17 protein-coding genes are annotated in these 18,940 nt (G+C 71.6%); 9 read left to right on the forward strand and 8 right to left on the reverse strand.

All coding sequences use genetic code 11. The features are described 5' to 3' along the window. The first annotated feature begins 16 nt into the window (after positions 1 to 16). Complete coding sequence (locus AABA78_RS23145; RefSeq protein WP_338265828.1) at positions 17 to 1,204, forward strand: hypothetical protein; 1,188 nt, start codon at positions 17 to 19, stop codon at positions 1,202 to 1,204. Positions 1,205 to 1,231: 27 nt separating this feature from the next. On the opposite strand, the gene AABA78_RS23150 is transcribed toward AABA78_RS23145, so the two are convergent. Further along, positions 1,232 to 1,513 (reverse strand): hypothetical protein, encoded by a 282-nt coding sequence (locus tag AABA78_RS23150; protein WP_338265830.1) that lies wholly within the window; start codon positions 1,511 to 1,513, stop codon positions 1,232 to 1,234. Continuing rightward, entirely contained in the window at positions 1,506 to 1,721 is a 216-nt protein-coding gene (locus AABA78_RS23155) for a hypothetical protein (protein ID WP_338265832.1), read from the reverse strand. Before AABA78_RS23155 ends, AABA78_RS23150 begins: the two co-directional genes overlap by 8 nt. A 275-nt stretch (positions 1,722 to 1,996) precedes the next feature. Here AABA78_RS23155 and AABA78_RS23160 point away from each other — a divergent pair, with 275 nt between their 5' ends. Next, entirely contained in the window at positions 1,997 to 2,206 is a 210-nt protein-coding gene (locus AABA78_RS23160; protein ID WP_120530399.1) for a hypothetical protein, read from the forward strand. A 31-nt stretch (positions 2,207 to 2,237) separates the two neighbouring features. Here AABA78_RS23160 and AABA78_RS23165 read toward each other — a convergent pair whose 3' ends face one another. Then, the gene (locus AABA78_RS23165) at positions 2,238 to 3,143 is read right to left on the reverse strand and encodes an AEC family transporter (RefSeq protein WP_338265835.1); all 906 of its coding nucleotides are present in this window, start codon (positions 3,141 to 3,143) and stop codon (positions 2,238 to 2,240) included. Positions 3,144 to 3,393: 250 nt separating this feature from the next. Here AABA78_RS23165 and AABA78_RS23170 point away from each other — a divergent pair, with 250 nt between their 5' ends. Then, positions 3,394 to 4,644, forward strand: a complete 1,251-nt coding sequence (locus AABA78_RS23170; RefSeq protein ID WP_338265836.1) for an MDR family MFS transporter — start codon at positions 3,394 to 3,396, stop codon at positions 4,642 to 4,644. 58 nt (positions 4,645 to 4,702) lie between these two features. On the opposite strand, the gene traC is transcribed toward AABA78_RS23170, so the two are convergent. Then, the gene (gene traC / locus AABA78_RS23175; protein ID WP_338265839.1) at positions 4,703 to 6,517 is read right to left on the reverse strand and encodes an outer membrane exchange accessory lipoprotein TraC; all 1,815 of its coding nucleotides are present in this window, start codon (positions 6,515 to 6,517) and stop codon (positions 4,703 to 4,705) included. A 274-nt stretch (positions 6,518 to 6,791) separates the two neighbouring features. On the opposite strand from traC, the gene AABA78_RS23180 reads away from it, so the two are divergent. Together AABA78_RS23180 and AABA78_RS23185 are read left to right on the forward strand one after the other, a co-directional pair. Then, positions 6,792 to 7,028, forward strand: coding sequence for a hypothetical protein (locus tag AABA78_RS23180; protein ID WP_171421990.1), 237 nt, complete (start codon positions 6,792 to 6,794; stop codon positions 7,026 to 7,028). Positions 7,029 to 7,208: 180 nt separating this feature from the next. Then, positions 7,209 to 8,000 carry an FRG domain-containing protein gene (locus tag AABA78_RS23185; protein ID WP_338265842.1) on the forward strand — a complete coding sequence of 264 codons (792 nt, stop codon included), beginning with the start codon at positions 7,209 to 7,211 and terminating at the stop codon, positions 7,998 to 8,000. A gap of 508 nt (positions 8,001 to 8,508) precedes the next feature. On the opposite strand, the gene AABA78_RS23190 is transcribed toward AABA78_RS23185, so the two are convergent. Both AABA78_RS23190 and AABA78_RS23195 read right to left on the reverse strand, forming a co-directional pair. Then, positions 8,509 to 9,258 carry a hypothetical protein gene (locus tag AABA78_RS23190; RefSeq protein ID WP_338265845.1) on the reverse strand — a complete coding sequence of 250 codons (750 nt, stop codon included), beginning with the start codon at positions 9,256 to 9,258 and terminating at the stop codon, positions 8,509 to 8,511. Positions 9,259 to 9,302: 44 nt separating this feature from the next. After that, a complete protein-coding gene (locus AABA78_RS23195) occupies positions 9,303 to 9,500 on the reverse strand; it encodes a hypothetical protein (protein ID WP_338265847.1) in 198 nt (65 codons plus the stop codon). Positions 9,501 to 9,870: 370 nt separating this feature from the next. Here AABA78_RS23195 and AABA78_RS23200 point away from each other — a divergent pair, with 370 nt between their 5' ends. The 3 genes from AABA78_RS23200 to AABA78_RS23210 all read left to right on the forward strand — a co-directional run bounded on the left by AABA78_RS23200 (position 9,871) and on the right by AABA78_RS23210 (position 13,441). Further along, positions 9,871 to 11,682: an acyl-CoA dehydrogenase gene (locus AABA78_RS23200; protein ID WP_338265848.1), complete on the forward strand. Its 1,812-nt coding sequence runs from the start codon at positions 9,871 to 9,873 to the stop codon at positions 11,680 to 11,682. A gap of 1 nt (position 11,683) precedes the next feature. Then, positions 11,684 to 12,493, forward strand: coding sequence for a hypothetical protein (locus AABA78_RS23205; RefSeq protein WP_338265850.1), 810 nt, complete (start codon positions 11,684 to 11,686; stop codon positions 12,491 to 12,493). A gap of 93 nt (positions 12,494 to 12,586) precedes the next feature. Then, a complete protein-coding gene (locus tag AABA78_RS23210) occupies positions 12,587 to 13,441 on the forward strand; it encodes a hypothetical protein (RefSeq protein ID WP_338265852.1) in 855 nt (284 codons plus the stop codon). Positions 13,442 to 13,562: 121 nt separating this feature from the next. Here AABA78_RS23210 and AABA78_RS23215 read toward each other — a convergent pair whose 3' ends face one another. Beyond that, positions 13,563 to 15,785, reverse strand: a complete 2,223-nt coding sequence (locus tag AABA78_RS23215; protein WP_338265854.1) for a M4 family metallopeptidase — start codon at positions 15,783 to 15,785, stop codon at positions 13,563 to 13,565. A 258-nt stretch (positions 15,786 to 16,043) separates the two neighbouring features. Here AABA78_RS23215 and AABA78_RS23220 point away from each other — a divergent pair, with 258 nt between their 5' ends. Further along, positions 16,044 to 17,240: a DUF1615 domain-containing protein gene (locus AABA78_RS23220; protein WP_338265857.1), complete on the forward strand. Its 1,197-nt coding sequence runs from the start codon at positions 16,044 to 16,046 to the stop codon at positions 17,238 to 17,240. A 24-nt stretch (positions 17,241 to 17,264) separates the two neighbouring features. On the opposite strand, the gene AABA78_RS23225 is transcribed toward AABA78_RS23220, so the two are convergent. After that, complete coding sequence (locus AABA78_RS23225) at positions 17,265 to 18,884, reverse strand: fibronectin type III domain-containing protein (RefSeq protein WP_338265859.1); 1,620 nt, start codon at positions 18,882 to 18,884, stop codon at positions 17,265 to 17,267. Positions 18,885 to 18,940: the final 56 nt, after the last annotated feature.

The following is an 18,940-nucleotide window of genomic DNA, read 5'->3' on the forward strand; positions in this document are numbered from 1 at the left end:
GCTAGGGTGCCGCGCCATGGTCGCGCCGAAGAACCGCCCTCCGCAGGATGCCCTGCCGCCCCGCCTCGATGCCCTGCTCGAGTCCCTGATGGACCGCGACTTCGCGGCGCGGCTGCGCAAGGTCTACCAGGCGGCCGCCGTCGCCATCGACCGGCTGGGGCACCTGAGCATCGTGAAGTACGAGCCCACCACCGCGGAGCCCGACGACGCCGCGGACCTGTCCCTCTGGGAGACGATGGCGCCCGCCATCGGCGAGACGCTGGTGGACGTGAACCGGCTGGTGGTCGCCATCCGCGACGCCTTCCCCCCGCCCGCGCGCCCCGCCGTGTCCAACGACGGCGGCTGGGCCCCGCCCCCCGCGAGCTCCGACGAGCGCCTGTCCCAGGAAGCGGAGGCCGTGCTGCACGCCAGCGCGGAGCGGCTGTCCAAGCGCGTGCAGGAGCTGGGCGTGCAGATGCGCCGGCCGGAGGTGGTGAGCGACCGCTGGACGCTGATGTCGGAGCTGGCCGCGTCGCGCGCGGACTTCCGCAACCGCATCGGCGACCTCGTGTACCTCACCGCCGCGGCCTTCGCGGACGTGCGCCGCGAGGACGTGGTGCCGGGCTACGCGAACCAGGTGGGCGCGCGCGTGGCCCTGCGCGGCGCGGCGGCGGACCTGCGCCGCTCACTGCAGGGCCGGCTGGAGCGCGCCGCGAAGGCGACGGACGCGCAGCGCCCCGCGCTGGCGAGGCAGGCCGAGGAGAGCCTGGCCGCGTTCGTGTCCCTGCCCGCGTCGCTCGCGCTGAAGACGCCCACCAAGCGCGAAATCGTCGCGGCGCGCGGCCGGCTGCGCGCGGCGGGCACGCAGCCCGCGCTGGGGCCGGAGGTGCTGCCCGGGCTCGTGGAGCCCTTCCTCGCGCTGCTGGATGAAGCGATGGAGGAGGTGACGCGCCACTGGCTCACCGTGCACGACCGCGCCGTGTGGGCCGCGAGCGGCGTCCGGCTGGAGCAGGTGGACATGCACCTGGAGCTGGGCTCTCCGGGCGCGGCGCGCGTCCTGGAGGAGGCGGTGACGGCGGCGGGGGCGCTCACCGGCCGCTCGGCGCCCTTCGACGCCTTCCTGCGCAAGGGCCGTCAGGAGGCCGCGGAGGGGCTCAACGAAGCCGGCGCGCGCGACCTGCTGGCCCGCTTCCGCGAGCGCCTGGCCAGCCTGCCGTTCAGCTAGCGAGCCGCGCTTCGACAAAGGCCCGCTTCAGGGCTTCGCGGGCGCGGGCAGCGCGGGGTCTTCCTTCTTCGGAGGCAGCACGCGCAGCTCCTCGAAGCGCTCCGCCAGCGTCTGCGGCGTCAGCTCCTCCTGCCACTGCTTGGGGTTGGTGTTCCACCCGAAGTCGGCCGGCACCTTGCCGCCGCCCTGGCTGGTGTAGCCGATGGTGTCCGGGAACTGCGCGGACCAGCGGTTGCCGGGATCCGGCTCCTTGGTCACGTGCTGCCGGTTGGGGAGGATGAAGGGCTTGGTCTTGGGAGCATCACTCATGCAGCCAAGCCTCTCCGAAAGAGACCTCGTTGTGTAGAGGCAAGCTGGGCTGCTGCCGCCTTCGCGCATGGTTCTTGGGAGGCAGCACGCTCGGCCCCAGCTCGAACACCGCGGCGAAGTAGCGGGCCTGTGACTCGCTGCCGTACCGGTACCGCCGCACGCCCCCCGCGTGGGCCACCTCCACCCGCCAGCCCTTCGGGTCGCACATGACCTTCACTGTGTTCCCTGCACCCATCCCACGCCTCCCCCGTCCCGCTGTCGTCCGAGGGGGTGGCCCATGAAATCCCCGTGCCAGCGCCCGCAAGCCTGCCCAACGGGTTGCGGTGTCAGCGGGTGAGCAGTCGCCAGGGGACCGGTAACGTTTGCAGCCTGCCCCGGGGGGCCCCCCCTGCCCCCGAAAGGCGGGGCGGGGCGCCACACCAAGTCCCCGCGGGGTGATGCCGGTCTGCTTGTGTCGGGCGGATCCTGCGTTAACTCAATGGCATGACCCAATTCGAGACCCAGAACGGAGAGCGGTTCGCGGACTTCGATCTTCCCGAGGGCTGCATGATGTGTGGCGGCGCGGTCTCCATCCGGGCCACGCCAGCGGGGGCCCACGGCTACTGCCCCCACTGCCACGTGCTGTCGCGTCCGCAGATGAAGGTGAAGCCCAACGGCGTCGAGCTCTCCTTCGAGACCACGGCGCTCGCCTGAACCCGAGCGTCCCTTCCTGGTGCACGGAGCGTCAGTGCACCAGGGACACGAGCAGCGGCGCGCTGAGGAACGACAGCGGAATGCCCACGCCCACCATCAGCACCGCCAGCTCCGGATCCAGCTCGTGCTCGGCGGCCAGGATGGCCGCCGTCACCATGGGCGCCATGGCGATTTGAAGCACCGTGGCCTGCCTCACCACCAGCGACAACCCCGGCACGAACGTCAGCAGGCCCAGCACCGCCAGCGGCGCGAGCACCAGCTTGTAGGACAGCCCCAGCACGAGCGCCGGTACGCGCGGACGCAACCCCTGGAGCCGCAGCTGGAAGCCCACGATGAACAGCGCCAGCGGCGTGAGCAGGTCGCCCAGCCGCTGCAGCACCGCCTCCAGCCAGTCCGGGAAGGCGAAGGGCCGCAGCACCAGCGCCACCACCAGCGCCTGGAACGGGGGGAACACCAGCACCTTGCGCACGAGCCCACGCGCGGACACCGCCGCCTGGGCGTGGGCCCTCGCCGCCGTCAGCGTGGCGAGCGTCGCCAGCACCATGAACGAGCCCAGCTGATCCACCACCACCGCCACCGGCACGCTCGCGGGCCCCAGCAGCGCCGTGGCCATGGGCAGGCCCACGAAGGCCGTATTGCCCAGCCCCGCGGTGAGGATGAGCGCCGTCACCGAATCGCGTGACAGGCCCAGCCGGGGCCCGAGCAGCCGCAGGAACAGCACCGCCCCCCCGAAGAGCAGCCACGGCGCCACGGCGGCCACCATCAGCCCGGGCGCGAACTCCAGCCGGTGCATGGCGCGCAGCACCAGCGCGGGCAGGGACACGTTGAGGATGAAGGCGTTGAACGCGGGCGCCGTCCCACCCGGGAACCGGCCGCTCGCACGCGCCAGCACGCCCAGCACCAGGCACACCCCCAGGAGTCCGATGACCTGCCCCATGCCCGCCTTGCGTCCCGCCTTCCTGCGTGTGCGTTGGCGCGGCAACCTGGAGGAGCCCGCCAGCGATGTCCAGCGCCATCAGGGCACGCACGGGGAAGTCGTGTTTCGCGCGCGGCTGGAATGCATGAGGCCCCAACCAGCGCCCACCGCCGGGCCGTGACGGAGCGGGCGTGGAAACGCGCGGGGCGCGGGCGCATGCTGGCGGGCGCCCCGGTCAGTCCTTCCTCCCCACGACCGTCGGGCATTCGCCATGAATCCCGTTGCCACGGTGTTGAGAGCGCTGGGCGGGGGTGGCCTGCCACGGACCTATTGGGTCCTGTGGGTGGGCACCTTCGTGAACCGGCTGGGGTCCTTCGTCGCGCCGTTCCTGGCGCTCTACCTCACGCGCGAGCGCGGCTTCAGCGTGGAGCAGACGGGCTTCATCGTGGCGCTCAACGGCGCGGGCGCGGTGATGGCGGCGCCCCTGGGAGGCATGCTCGCGGACCGGGTGGGCCGCAGACTGACGCTCGCGGGGGGCCTGTGGCTGGGCTCGGGGGCCATGCTGTTCATCGGCTTCTCGGAGACGCCGGGGCGCATCGCGGTGGCGGCCTTCATGCTGGGCATCCTGGGGGACCTGTACCGGCCGGCGGTGTCCGCGGCGGTGGCGGACGTGGTGCCGCCCCGGGACCGCGCGCGCGCGTACGGGATGCTCTACTGGGTCATCAACCTGGGCTTCGCCATCGCGCTGCCGCTGGCGGGCCTGCTGGCGGGGCTGGGCTACCGGCTGCTCTTCATCGCGGACGCGGTGACCACGTTCCTCTACGGCTGCTGCGTCTGGGCGTTCGTGCCGGAGACGCGGCCGCAAGCCGCGACGGAGCACAAGGCTCGCTCCACGCTGGGGGACCTGCTGACGCCGTTCCGCGACGGCGTGTACCTGGCCTTCTGCCTGCCCGTCTTCGCGCTGGCGCTGCTCTTCTTCCAGAGCACCCTGAGCCTGCCGCTGACGCTGTCCGCGCGCGGCCTGACGCCCGCGGACTACGGCCTGGTGATGGCGGTCAACGGCGTGCTCATCGTCGCGCTGCAGCCGTTCGTCACGCGCGCGGTGGGCCGGGTGCGGCGCTCCACGGCGCTGGCGTTGGCGGGGGTGCTGACGGGGGTGGGCTTCGGACTGCACGCGCTGCCGGCGAGCGTGCCGTGGGCGATGGTCGCCGTGGCGGTGTGGACGCTGGGGGAGATGGCGCAGTCACCCGTGGCGCCGTCGGTGGTGGCGGACCTGGCGCCCGCGGAGCTGCGAGGCAGCTACCAGGGCGCGTACCACATGATGTGGGGGCTCGCGTCCAGCGTCGCCCCCGCGCTGGGCGGCGCGATGCTGGGCCACGTGGGCGCCACCGCGCTGTGGGCGGGCTGCTGCTGCGTGGGCCTGGCCGCGGCCGCGTGGCACCTCACCATCGCGGGTGCGCGCAGGCGCCGCGTGGAGACGCTGCGCCTGGAGCGCCCGGAGATGAGCGCCAGCCTGGACTGAGAAAGGGCGGGCGCCCCTCGCGCCCCTCGCGCCACGAGAGGCTCGGGAGGGCGGCGGCCTACTGCCCGATGCCGAGGAGGGCCTCGGGCTTCGTGAGGCCGCGCGCGCGGGCGACGGGCTGGAGGATGTCCTGCGGGGGCGCGTCCGCGGTGAGCAGCAGCGCGCGCACGGCGGTCTCCACCACGTCCTCGGCGCCGGGGCGCACCATGCCGCGCCGGGCGTCCTCCACGCGCTTGCCGCGGTACAGGTCGAAGCGCTCCTTCACGTGCTTCGCCACGTCCGCGACGGCCTTGTCGCCCGCGTCCACGCGCAGCTCCAGCTCGTTGCGAAGCTGCACGGGGTCCGCCAGCACGCCGTAGCGGTCATAGCCCTTGTGGGCCAGGTCCTCGTGCAGCACCGCGTAGTCCTGCGTGTTGGGCGCGGCCACCTGCTGGGGCGTCAAGAGGTCGCGCATCACCGCCGTCACGGTGGCCGTCACCGTCAGCCGGTGCAGCTGCACGTCGTAGACGAAGTCCGAGTACATGGGCTCCTCCACGGTGATGGGCTCGCGGAAGACGGCGTCGCGGTTGCGCTGCACCTCGGCGCGCTGGAGCTCCGCCTTGTCCAGCGCCGCCTGCACGGCCACCTCCAGCACGCGCGCCGCCTTGGCCTTCTGCACCATCAGGCCCTCGTCCTGCGTGCACTGCCCCGAGCACCGCTCCGGGTCGCACTCGCTGGGCATCTTGCCCGGGCTCTTCGCGTCGCGAGCCTCCTCGCCGCACTCCTGGATGGCCGCGCGGCACTCGCGCTTCTCCCGCTCGCGGCAGCGCTCGGCGGCGTCGCGCAGCGTGCCCAGTTCCACCTGGGCGCGCAGGTACTCGCGCAGCACCGCGGCCTGCTTGCGCTCCACGCCCTCCAGGGTGCGCTCCGTCTCCAACAGCTTCTTCTCGTAGTCGCCGCGCCTGGGGTTGGGCACGGAGCGGTTGCCCGCGAGGTAGCGCTGGCTGCGCTGGGAGTCCTCCACCGCCTTGAGCGGCAGCACGCGCTCCAGGGCCAGGTCCAGCTTCACGCCCACGCGGCCCGGGGGCGCCTCCGTCACGACCTTCAGGGGCAGCTTCGTGGGGAGCGCCGCGGCCAGCCGTCCCGCGCTCAGCCGCTGCGCCACGTCGGGGGCCTGGGCGTTGTCCTCCACGGGCGTGGCCACCACCAGGAAGGCCACCTCGTCGCGCAGCCGCTGCCGCACGGCCTCCGCGCGCTCACGGGCCGCGGTGGCGCCCACGCGCTCCTGGTCCGCGCGCACGTAGGCCACGAGCGCGTTGCCCAGCTTGCCCGCCTTCTCCAGCGTGTCCGCGCTGGCGAAGAAGCGCTTCGCCCACGCCACCTGCACCGCGTCCACGCCCTTGCGAGCGTTCACGTGGTCCGGCGACACGGCCAGCACCGCGTCCAGCTCCGCGCGAGCATCCTGGAGCTTCTCCTCCTTGAGCAGCCCCAGGGCCACGCCCACGCGCGCCTCCAGCGTCTGCGCGAGCAGCGCGCGAGCCCCCTCGTGGTCGGGGTCCAGCTCCAGCACGCGCACCAGCAGCTTGGTGGCGGACGGCAGGTCCCCGGAGGCGTGGGCGGCGCCGGCCTCCTGGTACACCTCCGCGCCCCACTCCTTGCGCACCGCGCGCAGCTTCACGGTGATTTCGGACGCCTCCGGATCCGCGGCCAGGGCGCGCAGGTAGGCGGCCTCGGCTTCCGCCCAGTGGCGCTCCTTCACGGCGCCGTCGCCCTCGCGCACCGCGCGGGAGAAGGCGGAACAGCCACTGAGCAGCACCAGCGACAGCAGGGCCAGGGCGCTCAGCCAGCGGGAGGGGGCGGGGGGGATTCGGGCGGGGGAGCTCACGCGCCGCATTCTCGCGGGAAAGCGCGCCGGGCGTGAAGATTCCGACGGCCCGCCCGGCCGGCTACCCCTCGTGAAGGCAGACATCCTGGCGGGTCGGGCCAGGGACGCCCGTCGTCATTAGGCTGTTGTGCCTTTTGAATGTGTCACACCCACACGGTCTTCTGCTGGCAGCGATGAGACGGGGTGCAAGCGTTCAGTGACCGGGCAGCGGGACTCCGGGAATGACGCGACGCACCAGTCAGTAGAGGGAATCAGCACCCACGAGGGGGGCTAGAGGAATCCAATGCCTTGTCCACAGCCGCGTCCCACCAAGTTCCATCTCCCGCTGCGGGCCGAGTCGTTCTCCATCGAGGACCACCGCAACGTCCACTGCCGCTTCTACGGCGGCTGCATCGACGTGGCGGTCCGTCAGGACTGGGAGAGCTTCACCTGCGCCAAGTGCCCCATGTTCCAGCAGGACAAGGCGCCGGGCGCCAGCTCGTATGCCTTCACGCAGCCCGCGAACTTCGGGCAGCCGTAGTGTCTCTGTTTCAAGTTCTGTGATTGAGACGGCCGGGCGTCCTGCCCTCCTCCGCGCCTCTTCGCCAGGAGGGGGAGCGGGCTGGAGGGACGCCCGTCGTCCGGTTCCGCCTCCTGTACCCCTGGACACTGCGTTCCTGGAGGACAGGGTCCACCTTGTCAGGCGGCGAGGGGACAGCGGATGCAGGAGCGTCGTGTCACATCGTGGTTGGAGCTGCAGGACCTGTTGTTCGCGGGCTCGTGGAACGAGCCGCTGGGCCGGTTCCGCACGAGCTTCGTGTTCCGGGGGGTCCCGGACGCGAAGCTGGATTTGACGGCGACGCTCAACCGCCAGGGTGCGTTCGTGCGCCAGGAGCGGGACCTGCTGCGGGCCTTCCGCAAGTACGCGCGGGGTGTGCCGGGCACGGAGCGGCTGACGTCCATCTGGGACTGGCTGGCGCTGGCGCAGCACCACGGGATGCCCACGCGGCTGCTGGACTGGACGTTCAGCCCGTACGTGGCGCTGCACTTCATGACGGAGCGCACGGACCTGCTGGCGGAGGACGGCGCCATCTGGTGCGTGGACTATCACCAGACGAACGAGCAGTTGCCCAGGCCGCTGCGGGAGCAGTTGCGGCTGGAGGGCGCGGACGTGTTCACGGCGGAGATGCTGGCGTCGGTGGCCGGGGACCTGGCGGCGTTCGACGGGCTGGGGACGCACCCCTTCGTGTTGTTCTTCGAGCCGCCGTCGCTGGACGCGCGCATCGTGAACCAGTTCGCGCTGTTCTCGGTGATGAACGGGCCGGAGCTGAGCCTCAACGACTTCCTGGGGCACCAGCACCAGGGGGTGCGCAGGCTCGTGGTGCCGGCGAAGCTCAAGTGGGAGGTCCGCGACAAGCTCGACCAGGCGAACATCACCGAGCGGGTCCTCTTCCCCGGCCTGGACGGCCTCAGCCGCTGGCTGCGCCGCTACTACGCCCCCCGTCCCCGGTAGGCGAAGGCTCGGTCGCGGGAGCTTCGGGAGCGGGCGGTGGGGCCTCCGGCGGAGGAGTTTGCGCATCTGGAGCCGGTGGCGGCACCGCGAAGGAGGCATCTCCCGCCGGTGGAGGAGCCTTGGCGATCACCTCTCCCTGGGGAGTGACCGCATAGGCATCCCATGCGTCGAGGACGCGGATGCGAGGTCCACCACACCGCCTGAAGTCCTGGTGCACCGCGACGAAGTAGAGGCCTTGGGCCTGCCCGGTGAAGACGGCGACCGCCAGACCCTGCTCCGGGCTGGCGCAGCCCTGGAACAACGTGGGGTCGGGGTTCGTGCGGATGAACTCCCGCACCGCGCCGGCCGCGGCCACCACGGCCCCGGCCTCCATGGGTTGCCCCACGAGGGTGGCGGAGGTCTCATCGGGCCATTCGATGGGCGTCTTCCACGCCGTCGGCCTCGCGGCACATCCCGCGAGCATCGCGATACATCCCGCTGCCAGTGCCCTGCCCCTCATCGATGCTCCCTATTCACGCAGCAGCCGCAGCGGCCCATTCGTGCACCGGGGCTCCGACCCCAGGTGGCTCTGTGTCGGCGCGCAGGTGCCCAGGAGGATCCACCTTCGCCGCCGTTCACTCCATTGCTCGACCTCGCCCGTGGGAAAATAGCGCAGGTAGACCCGGCTTCCGTCCATGCGCTCCGCGACCAGGGCGGAGGCCATCTCAATGGCCAGTTCCTTGAACAAGGCGGGTGCGGGATTGCCGGGAACCAGGCGCACCACCGCCATGGCGGTCAGCGGATCGAACGCATCTGTCGGCCAGGCCAGCAGGTCCACCGAAGAAGGTGGGCTGCCACACGGATGGTTGTGGATGAACCCGACCACCCAGACTTGCGAGGCCGGATGATCATCATCCTGGACATGCAGTGGCGCGGAGCAGCGGTCATGGCTTCCGCGAACAGGCTCGGACACGCGCCAGGACAAGGCATTTCGCCCGCCGGTGACGTAGACGGTCGCGCAGTACTCCGTGGACAGGCCCTGGATGGGCCGCAGCGTCGCGGGGTCGCACGTCCGGGCACCTGGACGCTTGAGGAACGCGTCCGCCACATCCCGCATCAGGTCGATGGGGATGGAGTTGTCCCCAGCAGGCATCTCGACCGCGGGCACTTCCGCCCAGGGACCGCGAACGGCCTTGGCGGCCGCGACGGTGGTGGGAGCGGGCATGGAGGCCGCGCATCCCACCAGCAGCACCAGCAATGACGTCAGCGAGAATCGCACGGAGCGGCATCCTCGCACCGACGCGAGGAGCGCACCTCACGCATTCACACATGCACGGGTTCCCCACCCACGGGCCCGGACCTGTCCCGGTCGCGCCGTGCCTCGCGCTCCGCGTCTTCCCTCGCCCAGCGTGCGTCATCCGTGCGCGCGTTCTTGTGCGCGAGCGCGCCGCCCGTGATGACCCCGCCCAGCACCACCAACATCACCAGGATTCCCACCACCACCGCGCCGATGATGACCATGTGGACCACCTCCACTCCCAACGGTGCGTCGCGCCTGCCCCTCCCGCAGGCCGGAGCCGACACGCCCTGCGGGACCTTGCCTCCCCGTCCGGTCCCACCTGCCTGCGACCCCGGTGCCCCCTCCTGGCAATGGACAGACACGGGACGCACCTTCGTCGAAACGCCGCCGGGACGCCCCACATGGAGGTGCGCCAATGCAAGACGCCGGCACCAGACGACCCAATCCCCCAACCCCCAAGCCCTCGCTGCCCCCGCCCCCCCTTCGCCCCCAAGCCCCCCGCCCACTCCCCGCCCCGCCCACGTCCAACGGTGAATGCCCGCCGCACGACGACTTCGACGACCCCATCGCGTCCTGGTAGGGAATCAGGGCATGAGCGTGCCCCGCCCCAACCCCCTGCTGTCGGACCGCGACGTGGACTTCCAGCTCTACGAGGCGCTGGACACCGCGGGCCTCTGCGCGCTGCCTGCCTTCCAGGAGCACTCGCGCGACACCTTCGCGCTCCTCCTGGACAGCACCCGCCGCTTCGCCCGCGAGGTGCTCGCCCCCACCTACCGGCCCATGGACGCCGCCCCGCCCGTCTTCGAACACGGCCGCGTGCGCGTGCATCCCGCCATGCGCTCGCTCTACGCCGGCATGGTCGACCTGGGCCTGCTCACCGCCACCCGCCCGCCGGACGTCGGCGGCCAGCAGCTCCCCCTCACCGTGCACGCCGTGGCCAGCGCCTACCTCATGGCCGCCAACCTGAGCGCCTATGGCTACCTGGGCCTCACGCTCGGCGCCGCGCACCTCTTGGAGGTCTTCGGCACGCCCTTCCTGCGCGACACCTTCATGGCCCGGCTGTACCGCGGTGAATGGACCGGCACCATGGCCCTCACCGAGCCCCAGGCCGGCAGCAGCCTCGCGGACGTGAAGACGCGCGCCACGCCCGCGCCGGACGGCTCCTACCGCCTCCAGGGCTCGAAGATCTTCATCAGCGGCGGCGACCAGGACTTCACCGACAACGTCGTGCACCTCACCCTCGCCCGCATCGAGGGCGCGGAGGGCGGCACGCGCGGCGTGTCCCTCTTCGCCGTGCCCGCGAAGAGGCCGGAGGCAGACTCGCTCGTCCCCAACGACGTCCAGGTGGCCGGCGTCATCCACAAGATTGGCTGGCGCGGCCTGCCCAGCCTCGTCCTCAACTTCGGTGAAGCCAATGACTGTCACGGCTGGCTCGTGGGCCAGCCCGGTCGCGGCCTCGCCTGCATGTTCCAGATGATGAACGAGGCGCGCATCATGGTGGGCCTCAACGGCGTGTCCACCGCCGCCGTCGCCTACCAGGAGTCGCTCGCCTACGCGCGTGAACGCCCCCAGGGCCGCCCCGCCGGCATCCGCGACACCACGCGCGCCCAGTCCCCCATCATCGAACACGCCGACGTGCGCCGCATGCTGCTGCGCCAGAAGGCCATCGTGGAGGGCGGCCTCGCGCTCCTGCTCACCACCTCCACGCAGGCGGACCTGGCCACCCACGCGCCGGACGAAGCCACGCGCAAGCGCGCGCACCTGCTGCTGGACCTGCTCACGCCCATCGCCAAGACGTTCCCCGCGGAGCGGGGCTTCGAAGCCAACGCGCTCGCGCTGCAGATCCACGGCGGCTACGGCTACTCCAGCGAGTACCTCCCGGAGGCGTGGCTGCGCGACCAGAAGCTCAACAGCATCCACGAGGGCACCACCGGCATCCAGGGCCTGGACCTGCTCGGGCGCAAGGCGGTGGCGGAGGGCGGCGCCGCGCTCCAGGCGCTCGACGAGGAGGTGCGCGCCACCACCGCCCGCGCCCACGCCGCGGGCGTGGAGCCCGCGTGGAGCGACGCGCTGGAGGACGCGCTCCAGCAGGCCACCACCCTCACGCTGGAGCTGGGCGCGCGAGGCATGGCGGGCGAGGTGGACGTGATGCTCCGCCACAGCACGGACTTCCTGGAGCTCTTCAGCGTGGTGGCCGTGGCGTGGCGCTGGCTCGCGCAGGCCGCCGCCGCGAAGGAGGGCCTGGCGCGCACGACGAGCGCGGAGGACGCTGGCTTCTACGAGGGCAAGCTCGCCGCCGCGCAGTACTGGTTCGCGGTGGAGGTGCCGCGCGTGCCGCTGCTAGCCCACCTGTGCCGCACGGGCGAGGACTCCTACGCGCGCATGCGCCCGGACTGGTTCTGACATGTCCGTCTCCTTCCACCTGTGCCAGCCCGGCGGGGGCGCCTCGTGCGGCGCCTGCTGCGGCCTCTACAACTTCCGCGACCACTCCCGCGCGGCGCTGACCCGGAGGCTCACGGCGCAGACGGAGCGGCTCTCCCGCACACCCCACACCCCGGAGGCCTACGGCGAGGCCGCGCGCGAGCTCACCGCGAACCGCGACGCCCCCGCCCTCTTCCCCATCGTGCGGGTGTGTCCCCTGCTGGGCTTCCTGGACGCGGAGCACCAGCGCGTGGGCTGCCTGGGCCATCCCCGGGTGACGGGCGGCGCGGACCTGCGCGACTGCGGCGTCTACCGCGCCACCGTCTGTGAATCCTTCACCTGTCCGTCCTTCGGCTGGCTCACCGACGCGCAGGCCCGGCTGGTCCAGGCCGCGTGCGCGGACTGGTACCTCTACGGGTTGGTCATCACGGACGTGGAGTTCGTGCGCGGCTGCCTGAAGCTCCTGGAGTGGGAGCTGGGAGGCCCCGCGTCCCCGGACATCCTGCGCGAGCGCCCCGACTCGCTCGCCGCCGTGCGCCGCCTCTTCGCCCTCAAGGAGACGGCCCCCGGCCGCGACGGACAGGCCACTGTCTTCGGCCGCTTCGCCCATGACACGGAAGGCGAACCCACCCCGCGCTCACTCGATTACGCGGCGCTGGGCACGCGCGCCGCCCCCGAGGACGACGTGGTGCTGTGCCTGGGCTACACGCCCCCGGACGCACCGGCCCTGCTCGCCGCGCGCGCCCTGGTGCGCGACCACGTGCGCGCCGTGGCCGCCACCTTCCCCGCGTAGACCCCGCCATCCAGAAGCCAACACCCCTCCGCACGCCGGCCGCTTGCAACGCCAGGGGGTCGTCCGCAGGTTTGCCTGCGGGAGGGTTGGCGGATGGGTGGACGTTGGATGTGGATGGGGATGGTGGGGTTGTGCTCGCTCGCTTCCGGCTGTCGGGAGCACGACACCGCGGACACGGTGACGCGGACGCCGGCGTCCATGCAGGCGCGGGACTCCGCGACCGGCGGGCTGATGGTGCCCGCCACGCCCGCGCTGGCACGGAGCACGGTGGACGGCGACCGTTCCCCAGGTGGTGACGCGCTGCTGGCGGCGAACGCGCAGGTGCCCCCCGACACGGCACCTCCACCCGGCGCCCGGCCACTTCCAGGCCCGCGGGTGAGCGAACCCGCGCAGGGCACCACCGCGCAGGCCCCCGCGAATGCTCCAGCCCGTCAGGGCACGCCGGCGACGAACGCGAACGGCCAGCGGCAGGCCCAGGCGAACCCGAACGCTTCGCGGTCCCAGCAGGCCACCCCGGCGAACGCGAACGGCCAGCGGCAGGGCCAGGCCAACCCGGACGGCGCGCCCGCGACGCAGGCGCCCGCCGAGGGCCGGGTGATGATTGGCGCGCAGGCCGTGCAGGCCAGCGACGACGAGGCCTGGTACGAGGGCGCGGCCAAGGCGGCGCAGGCGGCGGTGACGGACAACTCCGCCAACCGGCCGCTGGAGCAGGTCGTCATCGCGTCCAGCACGGTGAACGGCCGGGTGACGCGCGTGGCCAAGGACACCCTGCACGTGCGCGACGGCGAGGGCACCGTCTACGAGCTCCAGCTCGACCCGCGCAGCCGCGGCCTCCGCCAGGGCCAGCGCGTGCCCCTCAAGGAGCTCCAGGAGGGCACCCCGGTGCGCGCCCAGTTCGTCCTCATGGGCGGCCGCACCGTCGCGCGCGACGTGCAGGTGCGGCGCTAGGTCCGCTGCCCCTTCGATGCCTGAAACGACGACACCCGGGAAGCCATGGTGGCTCCCCGGGTGCCTGTCTTCGTCCCGGGCTCCCCTCACGCGAGGGGAGCCGGGCTGGATGCGGATGCGGCTAGTAGACGGCCTTGAGCGTCACGCCCGAGTAGGCCGTGTACCCGCGGATCTTCACGTAGTACTTGCCCGCGGTCGTCTTGGTCAGGGTGCACGTCTCGGTGTTGCCGGACTGGTACGGACGGCAGTCGTACGCGGTGGTCGTCGGCGAGGAGCCGAAGCGCACGTACAGGTCCGCGTCACCCGTGCCACCCGTGGTGGTGATGGTGACCGTCTTGTTCGCCGGCACGTCCAGCGTCGTCCACTCCGTGGTGAAGGAGCCGGAGGCGCCGGAGACGCCCGTCACCGCCACGCCGCTCTGCAGCACGTTGCCGCCGCCACCGCCGGGGGCCGTGTAGCTGCCCTTCAGCGTCACGCCCGAGTACGCGGCGTAGGCGTTCAGCATCACGTAGTAGGTGCCCGCCTGGATGTTGGTGATGGTGCACGTCTCCGCGTTGCCACCGACGTACGGACGGCAGTCGTAGGTGGACGCGTCCGGCGCGGCGCCGAAGCGCACGTACAGGTCGGCGTCACCCGTGCCACCGGAGATGGTGAACGTCAGCCCCGTCGCGCCCGAGGGGACCACCAGCGAGTAGTACTTGCTGTTGCCCGTGCTGTCGGACAGGTTCGTCACCGCCGTGCCGTTGGTCAGCGGGGTGGAGGTCGGGGGAGGCGTCACGACGCCCACGCCCACCGCTTCCCAGGCCGCCTTCACCGCGTCCTGCGTGGCCTGGTCGTAGCCCAGGTCCGCCGCCGCCTGGATGGTCAGCGTCTTCGCCTGCGCGAAGTTCGTGCTCGCCGTGTAGAGGTCGGTGTTGGCCTTGTACCAGATGCGGCCGGCCTTCTCGACGCCGATGGCCGGCACCGTGGGGCCGCCCGAGCGGCGCGGGTGCACGCCACCCTTGGAGAGCAGCGCGAACGCCAGGTTGGGCACGCCGGAGCTGTAGTGCACGTCCGTGCCGGACGTCACGTTGGCCGCCCAGTCCTTGGACGCGCCGTCCTTCGCCGGGTCATCCATGTAGCGCAGGGCGTCGTTCGCCGTGCCCGGCGTCCAGACGTCCTCGCCCACCATCCAGATGGCCGCCGCGGTGCTCCACGTGCCGGAGGCCCAGCTCTCGCAGATGGCGCCGAAGGTGTCGGACATCGCCTCGTTGAGGCCGCCAGACTGGCCGGAGTACGTGAGGTTGGACTCCCTCTCCGTCACCGCGTGGGTCAGCTCGTGGACGGTGACGTCCGCGTCCTTGCCCAGCTCGATGGAGTTCACGCCGTCGCCATCGCCGTACACCATCTGGGTGCCGTCCCAGTAGGCGTTCACGTAGTTGGTGCTGTAGTGCACCGTGCTGATGAGCGTCTCACCCGCGTTGTCCAGCGAGTCGCGGTTGAACAGCGTCTTGTAGCAGTTGTAGGTGTAGCCCAGCATGTCGTAGTTCGTGTCGACATGCGAGTCACCGATGGCCGCCTGGCCCTCGCTGCGCTTGAGCGTGCCCGGGGTGCTGGTGCCGTTGTTCGCGCTGTAGACCTTGCGGTTGAGCGCCGTGTGGATCTCCGGCGCGCGCAGCACGATGGAGCCGTCCACCGCGCTCACGTAGACGCGGTCGCGCAGGGGCATCAGGTCGCTCTCGCCCGTGACCTTCACCTCGTACGCCAGGCGCAGCGCGCCGTCGTCGGTGCGCACGTACACCAGGCGGGGAGCACCCTGGGCCGCCAGGCCCGTGCCCACCGTCGCGCTCAGCGCCGCGTCGCGCGCGGACGAGGCCGCGATGCGCGGCAGCGCGGACACGTTCACGCCGTCGCGCGCGGAGCCGTTGGCGCGGAACACCGTGCCGTCGGGGCGCACGTGCACCACCAGCTCACCGCCGATGACCTCCAGGCCGTTCTTCGTCTGCTTGAAGCGCAGGTGCTGGTTGCCCTGCTCGTCGGTGCTCGCCTTGCGCAGCACCAGGTCGTCCGCGTTCAGCCGGAACGCCGGCGCCACGCCCGCGACCGCCTGGCGGCTCGCGTCCAGCGTGTTCAGCGTCCGCGCCACCCGGCCCAGCTCGCCCGTGATGTTGTCCGGGATGCCGTCCGCGTGCACGCCCACCACCTGGGCGCCAGCCAACGCGTTCAGCGAGCTCTGGATGTCCTCGCCCGACTTCTCCTGCTCAGGCGCCTGCGTCTCCTCGCCCGTGGAACCCTGCGTACCGCACGCCGTCAGAGCCACGCCGAGCCAAGCCGCGCCAATCGTCTTCAACAGTCGATGAGCCAACGCGATACCTCCATGAAGAAACAGCGGGGTGATACGTGACACACTTGAAATCATCAGGGCAACTACTTTTTAGAGAAAGTACGTTTAGTCACTTTCCCCCACCCTGCCGAACAAACCAGGACAACTGGAATTGCAGAGTAAGCGTGATTCCTACCGCTTCCGCTCTTTCAGCGGGTCTCCGGAGTGAACGAACCTGCCCCGGGAATGTCTCAAAAAATGTTTCATGAGACGGGCGGCAGCATGCACCAGGAGGCTGACATGACGCGAGGTGCCGGCCGCCGGGGGACGGGGGCGCTGTGCGTGGGGGTACTGCTGGCGCTCACGGCGTGCGCGTCGCGGGCGCCGGTGGCGACGGAGGTGCCGGCGCCTCCCACGCTGTCGGTGGCGCAGGTGACGCGGCTCTTGCCGGCGAAGGTGAAGGGCGCGGAGCGCGAGGGCTGGGCGCGCGACGTGCTGGCGGCGCTGGACGCGGAGGCGATTGCTCCTTCAGCGCCTGTGGTCTGTCAGGTGCTGGCCATCATCGAACAGGAGTCCGGCTTCCAGGCGGATCCCGCGGTGCCGGGCCTGCCCAAACTGGTGCGTCAGAAGCTGGACGGCACCGCGGGACGGCTGGGCCCCCTGGGGCGGCGCTTGCTGGAGGACGTGCTGGCGGCGAAGGCGAAGGGGGCGAAGCGCAGCTTCGGCGCGCGGCTGGACGCGCTGCGCACGGAGCGGGACCTGGACCGGCTCTTCCGGGACATGCTGGCGTACTACGAGGAGGAGTACCCGGCGGCGTACGCGGCCGCGGACCTGGCAAGCTCCCTGTTCGGCCCGTCCTCGTTCGCGGGGCAGAACCCCGTCACCACCGCGGGCTCCATGCAGGTCAGCGTGCGCTACGCGGTGGAGAAGGCGGGCCCGGACGCGGATCCGGTGGCGGTGCGCGAGTCGCTCTACACGCGCGCGGGCGGCGTGCGCTACGGCACCGCGCGGCTGTTGGGCTTCGAGGCCGCGTACGACGCCCCGCTCTACCGCTTCGCGGACTACAACGGCGGTGTCTACAGCTCCCGCAACGCCGCGCTGCAGGCCCAGGTGAGCCGGCTCACCGGCGTCGCGCTGGCAACCGACGGAGACCTGCGACTGTATGACAAGGATGGAGAGCCTCGCGGCGAGGACAGCCAGAGCCTCAAGGCGCTGCTCCTCTTCCGTCAGCGCTACGCGCCGGACCTGAGCGAGCGCCGGGTGCGCCGGGACGTGGAGGAGGAGAAGACGGCGGACTTCGAGAAGACGGACACGTACCTGGCGGTGAAGCGCGTCTACTCGAAGCAGACGGGGGAGGCGCCCGCCTACGCCCAGCTGCCCGAGGTGACGCTCAAGAGCGTGAAGCTGAGCGGGGAGCGCAGCACCGCGTGGTTCGCGAGGTCGGTGGACGCCCGCTACCAGCAGTGCATGGCCCGCCACCGCCAGGCTGCGCGGTAGCGGGCCCGGGCCCGAAGGCCGGGACTACGGCGTGGTGAAGACGGCGCTGAACGTGTCCGCGCTGACCGCGGGCAGCAGCTCCGCGGTGACGTACGGCGCGCGCGAGGGCTCGTAGTACGGCGAGTCGTCCGCCGTCACGCGCACGTAGTAGCTCGTCCCGGGCAGCAGCAGGCCCGGCGGCAGGCGGACCTGCGTCCGGTCACCGGGGACGTAGAAGCGCAGCGTCGGCGTGGCGGTGAAGGTGCTGATCAACTGGAGGACGGACACCACGTAGTTCCGGGGCGCGCGCATCGCGGGAGCCCGCCAGCTGATGACCGGCTGGTTGGTGCCCACCACGCGCGGCACGTAGGCGTCCACGCCGTCGATGCGCAGCTCCCGCGGCGGCGAGATGCCCGGCTGGATGGGGCCGGCGATGAGGTGGTCCATCCGGTCGGTGATGAAGACGTTGCCGCTGGGGTAGTGCGCGCGGGTGCCCACGATGACGGGCGACGGGGCGCGGAACGAGTAGCTGATGGTGCCCACCACGCCCCAGCTGGACGGATAGGGATTGCCGTAGGCGAAGCGATTCGTGATGACGCCGTCCTCACCGCGCGGCAGCCACAGGTTGAACAGCTCGCCCTGGTAGCCCACCCAGCCGTGCTGGTAGCCGAACGGAATGGGCAGCAGCGACATGGAGGCATAGCCGATGGTGCCGGTGGGGTTCGAGTCCGTGCGCCAGCGGGAGAACTCGTTCAGGCGCCACTCCAGGGAGAAGGGCGTCTGGCGCACGGGGGTCATCGTGGCCGCCAGCGGCAGCGCCGTGGTGCCGTCCGGCGTGAACGAGAACGACGGCAGGTGCGCGCTGCTCACCACCGTCTGGTACGCCAGGGTCCCGCCGCTCGGCAGCGTCCCGACCGCCACGGAGTTGAGCTGGTTCACGTAGAGGCGGTCACCCTTCGCCTGGTCCAGGACGGCCAGTCCGTAGCCATTGCTGGAGAACGCGTAGGCGTCCGGGTCGAAGATGGACGTGGCCCCGACGGGAATTTCCACGCTGGGGGAGAACGCGTTGTACGCGTCCACGTCCGCGCTGGTGACCTGCACGACGCTGCCCTGCTCGGCGGTGGAGGCCCACTGCTGCCAGGGCTCCAGGTTGAAGAGCTCCGCCGACACGGGGGTCTCGTTGAGGGACGTGTAGACCGCGTCCGGACGGCCAATGCGGTTGACGCCCAGGTCGAAGTGGCGCTCCCGCGTCAGGTAGTAGAACCGGTTCGAGCGCAGGAAGTACTCACCGTCCGGCACGTTGTCGAAGCGCAGGCCCCCCGCCACTGGCGTGCCCGTGCGCCGCTCGAAGTCGATGCCGTTGGGGATGAGGATTTCGACGTCGCGGCCGGACAGGTCCTGCGGCACCACCGTCACCCCGGCGCTGGAGTGGAAGCGGGTGTCCGCCGTCACCAGCACGGACGTGCCCGCGTCCACCGGCCCGGTGCCCCCGTCGGTCTCACCACAGCCCGGCAGGAACTCGTCGCTGGAGATGACCGCCGTCCCCTCGCGGGGGTCCATGGCGATCTCGGGAGGGTTCACCTCCTCGGAGGGAGGCGCTTCCCCGCAGCCCAGCCAGGCCGCGCAGGCGGGGACGAGCAACAACGACAGACGTCGGAAGGACATGATGGGCCCAGGTGACAAGCAATGAATGGCTGTCCGGTCCCGGCCCAAACCTGACG

It is taken from the genome of Corallococcus caeni (assembly GCF_036245865.1).
GTDB lineage: Bacteria > Myxococcota > Myxococcia > Myxococcales > Myxococcaceae > Corallococcus > Corallococcus caeni.

Coding starts and splice junctions, on each gene's coding strand:
- AABA78_RS23185 (WP_338265842.1), top strand. CDS start 7,209: ATGCAGGAGCGTCGTGTCACATCGTGGTTGGAGCTGCAGGACCTGTTG.
- AABA78_RS23160 (WP_120530399.1), top strand. CDS start 1,997: ATGACCCAATTCGAGACCCAGAACGGAGAGCGGTTCGCGGACTTCGAT.
- AABA78_RS23145 (WP_338265828.1), top strand. CDS start 17: ATGGTCGCGCCGAAGAACCGCCCTCCGCAGGATGCCCTGCCGCCCCGC.
- AABA78_RS23180 (WP_171421990.1), top strand. CDS start 6,792: ATGCCTTGTCCACAGCCGCGTCCCACCAAGTTCCATCTCCCGCTGCGG.
- AABA78_RS23210 (WP_338265852.1), top strand. CDS start 12,587: ATGGGTGGACGTTGGATGTGGATGGGGATGGTGGGGTTGTGCTCGCTC.
- AABA78_RS23155 (WP_338265832.1), bottom strand. CDS start 1,721: ATGTGCGACCCGAAGGGCTGGCGGGTGGAGGTGGCCCACGCGGGGGGC.
- AABA78_RS23150 (WP_338265830.1), bottom strand. CDS start 1,513: ATGAGTGATGCTCCCAAGACCAAGCCCTTCATCCTCCCCAACCGGCAG.
- AABA78_RS23205 (WP_338265850.1), top strand. CDS start 11,684: ATGTCCGTCTCCTTCCACCTGTGCCAGCCCGGCGGGGGCGCCTCGTGC.
- AABA78_RS23170 (WP_338265836.1), top strand. CDS start 3,394: ATGAATCCCGTTGCCACGGTGTTGAGAGCGCTGGGCGGGGGTGGCCTG.
- AABA78_RS23195 (WP_338265847.1), bottom strand. CDS start 9,500: ATGGTCATCATCGGCGCGGTGGTGGTGGGAATCCTGGTGATGTTGGTG.
- AABA78_RS23220 (WP_338265857.1), top strand. CDS start 16,044: ATGACGCGAGGTGCCGGCCGCCGGGGGACGGGGGCGCTGTGCGTGGGG.
- AABA78_RS23200 (WP_338265848.1), top strand. CDS start 9,871: ATGAGCGTGCCCCGCCCCAACCCCCTGCTGTCGGACCGCGACGTGGAC.
- AABA78_RS23225 (WP_338265859.1), bottom strand. CDS start 18,884: ATGTCCTTCCGACGTCTGTCGTTGTTGCTCGTCCCCGCCTGCGCGGCC.
- AABA78_RS23165 (WP_338265835.1), bottom strand. CDS start 3,143: ATGGGGCAGGTCATCGGACTCCTGGGGGTGTGCCTGGTGCTGGGCGTG.
- traC (WP_338265839.1), bottom strand. CDS start 6,517: ATGCGGCGCGTGAGCTCCCCCGCCCGAATCCCCCCCGCCCCCTCCCGC.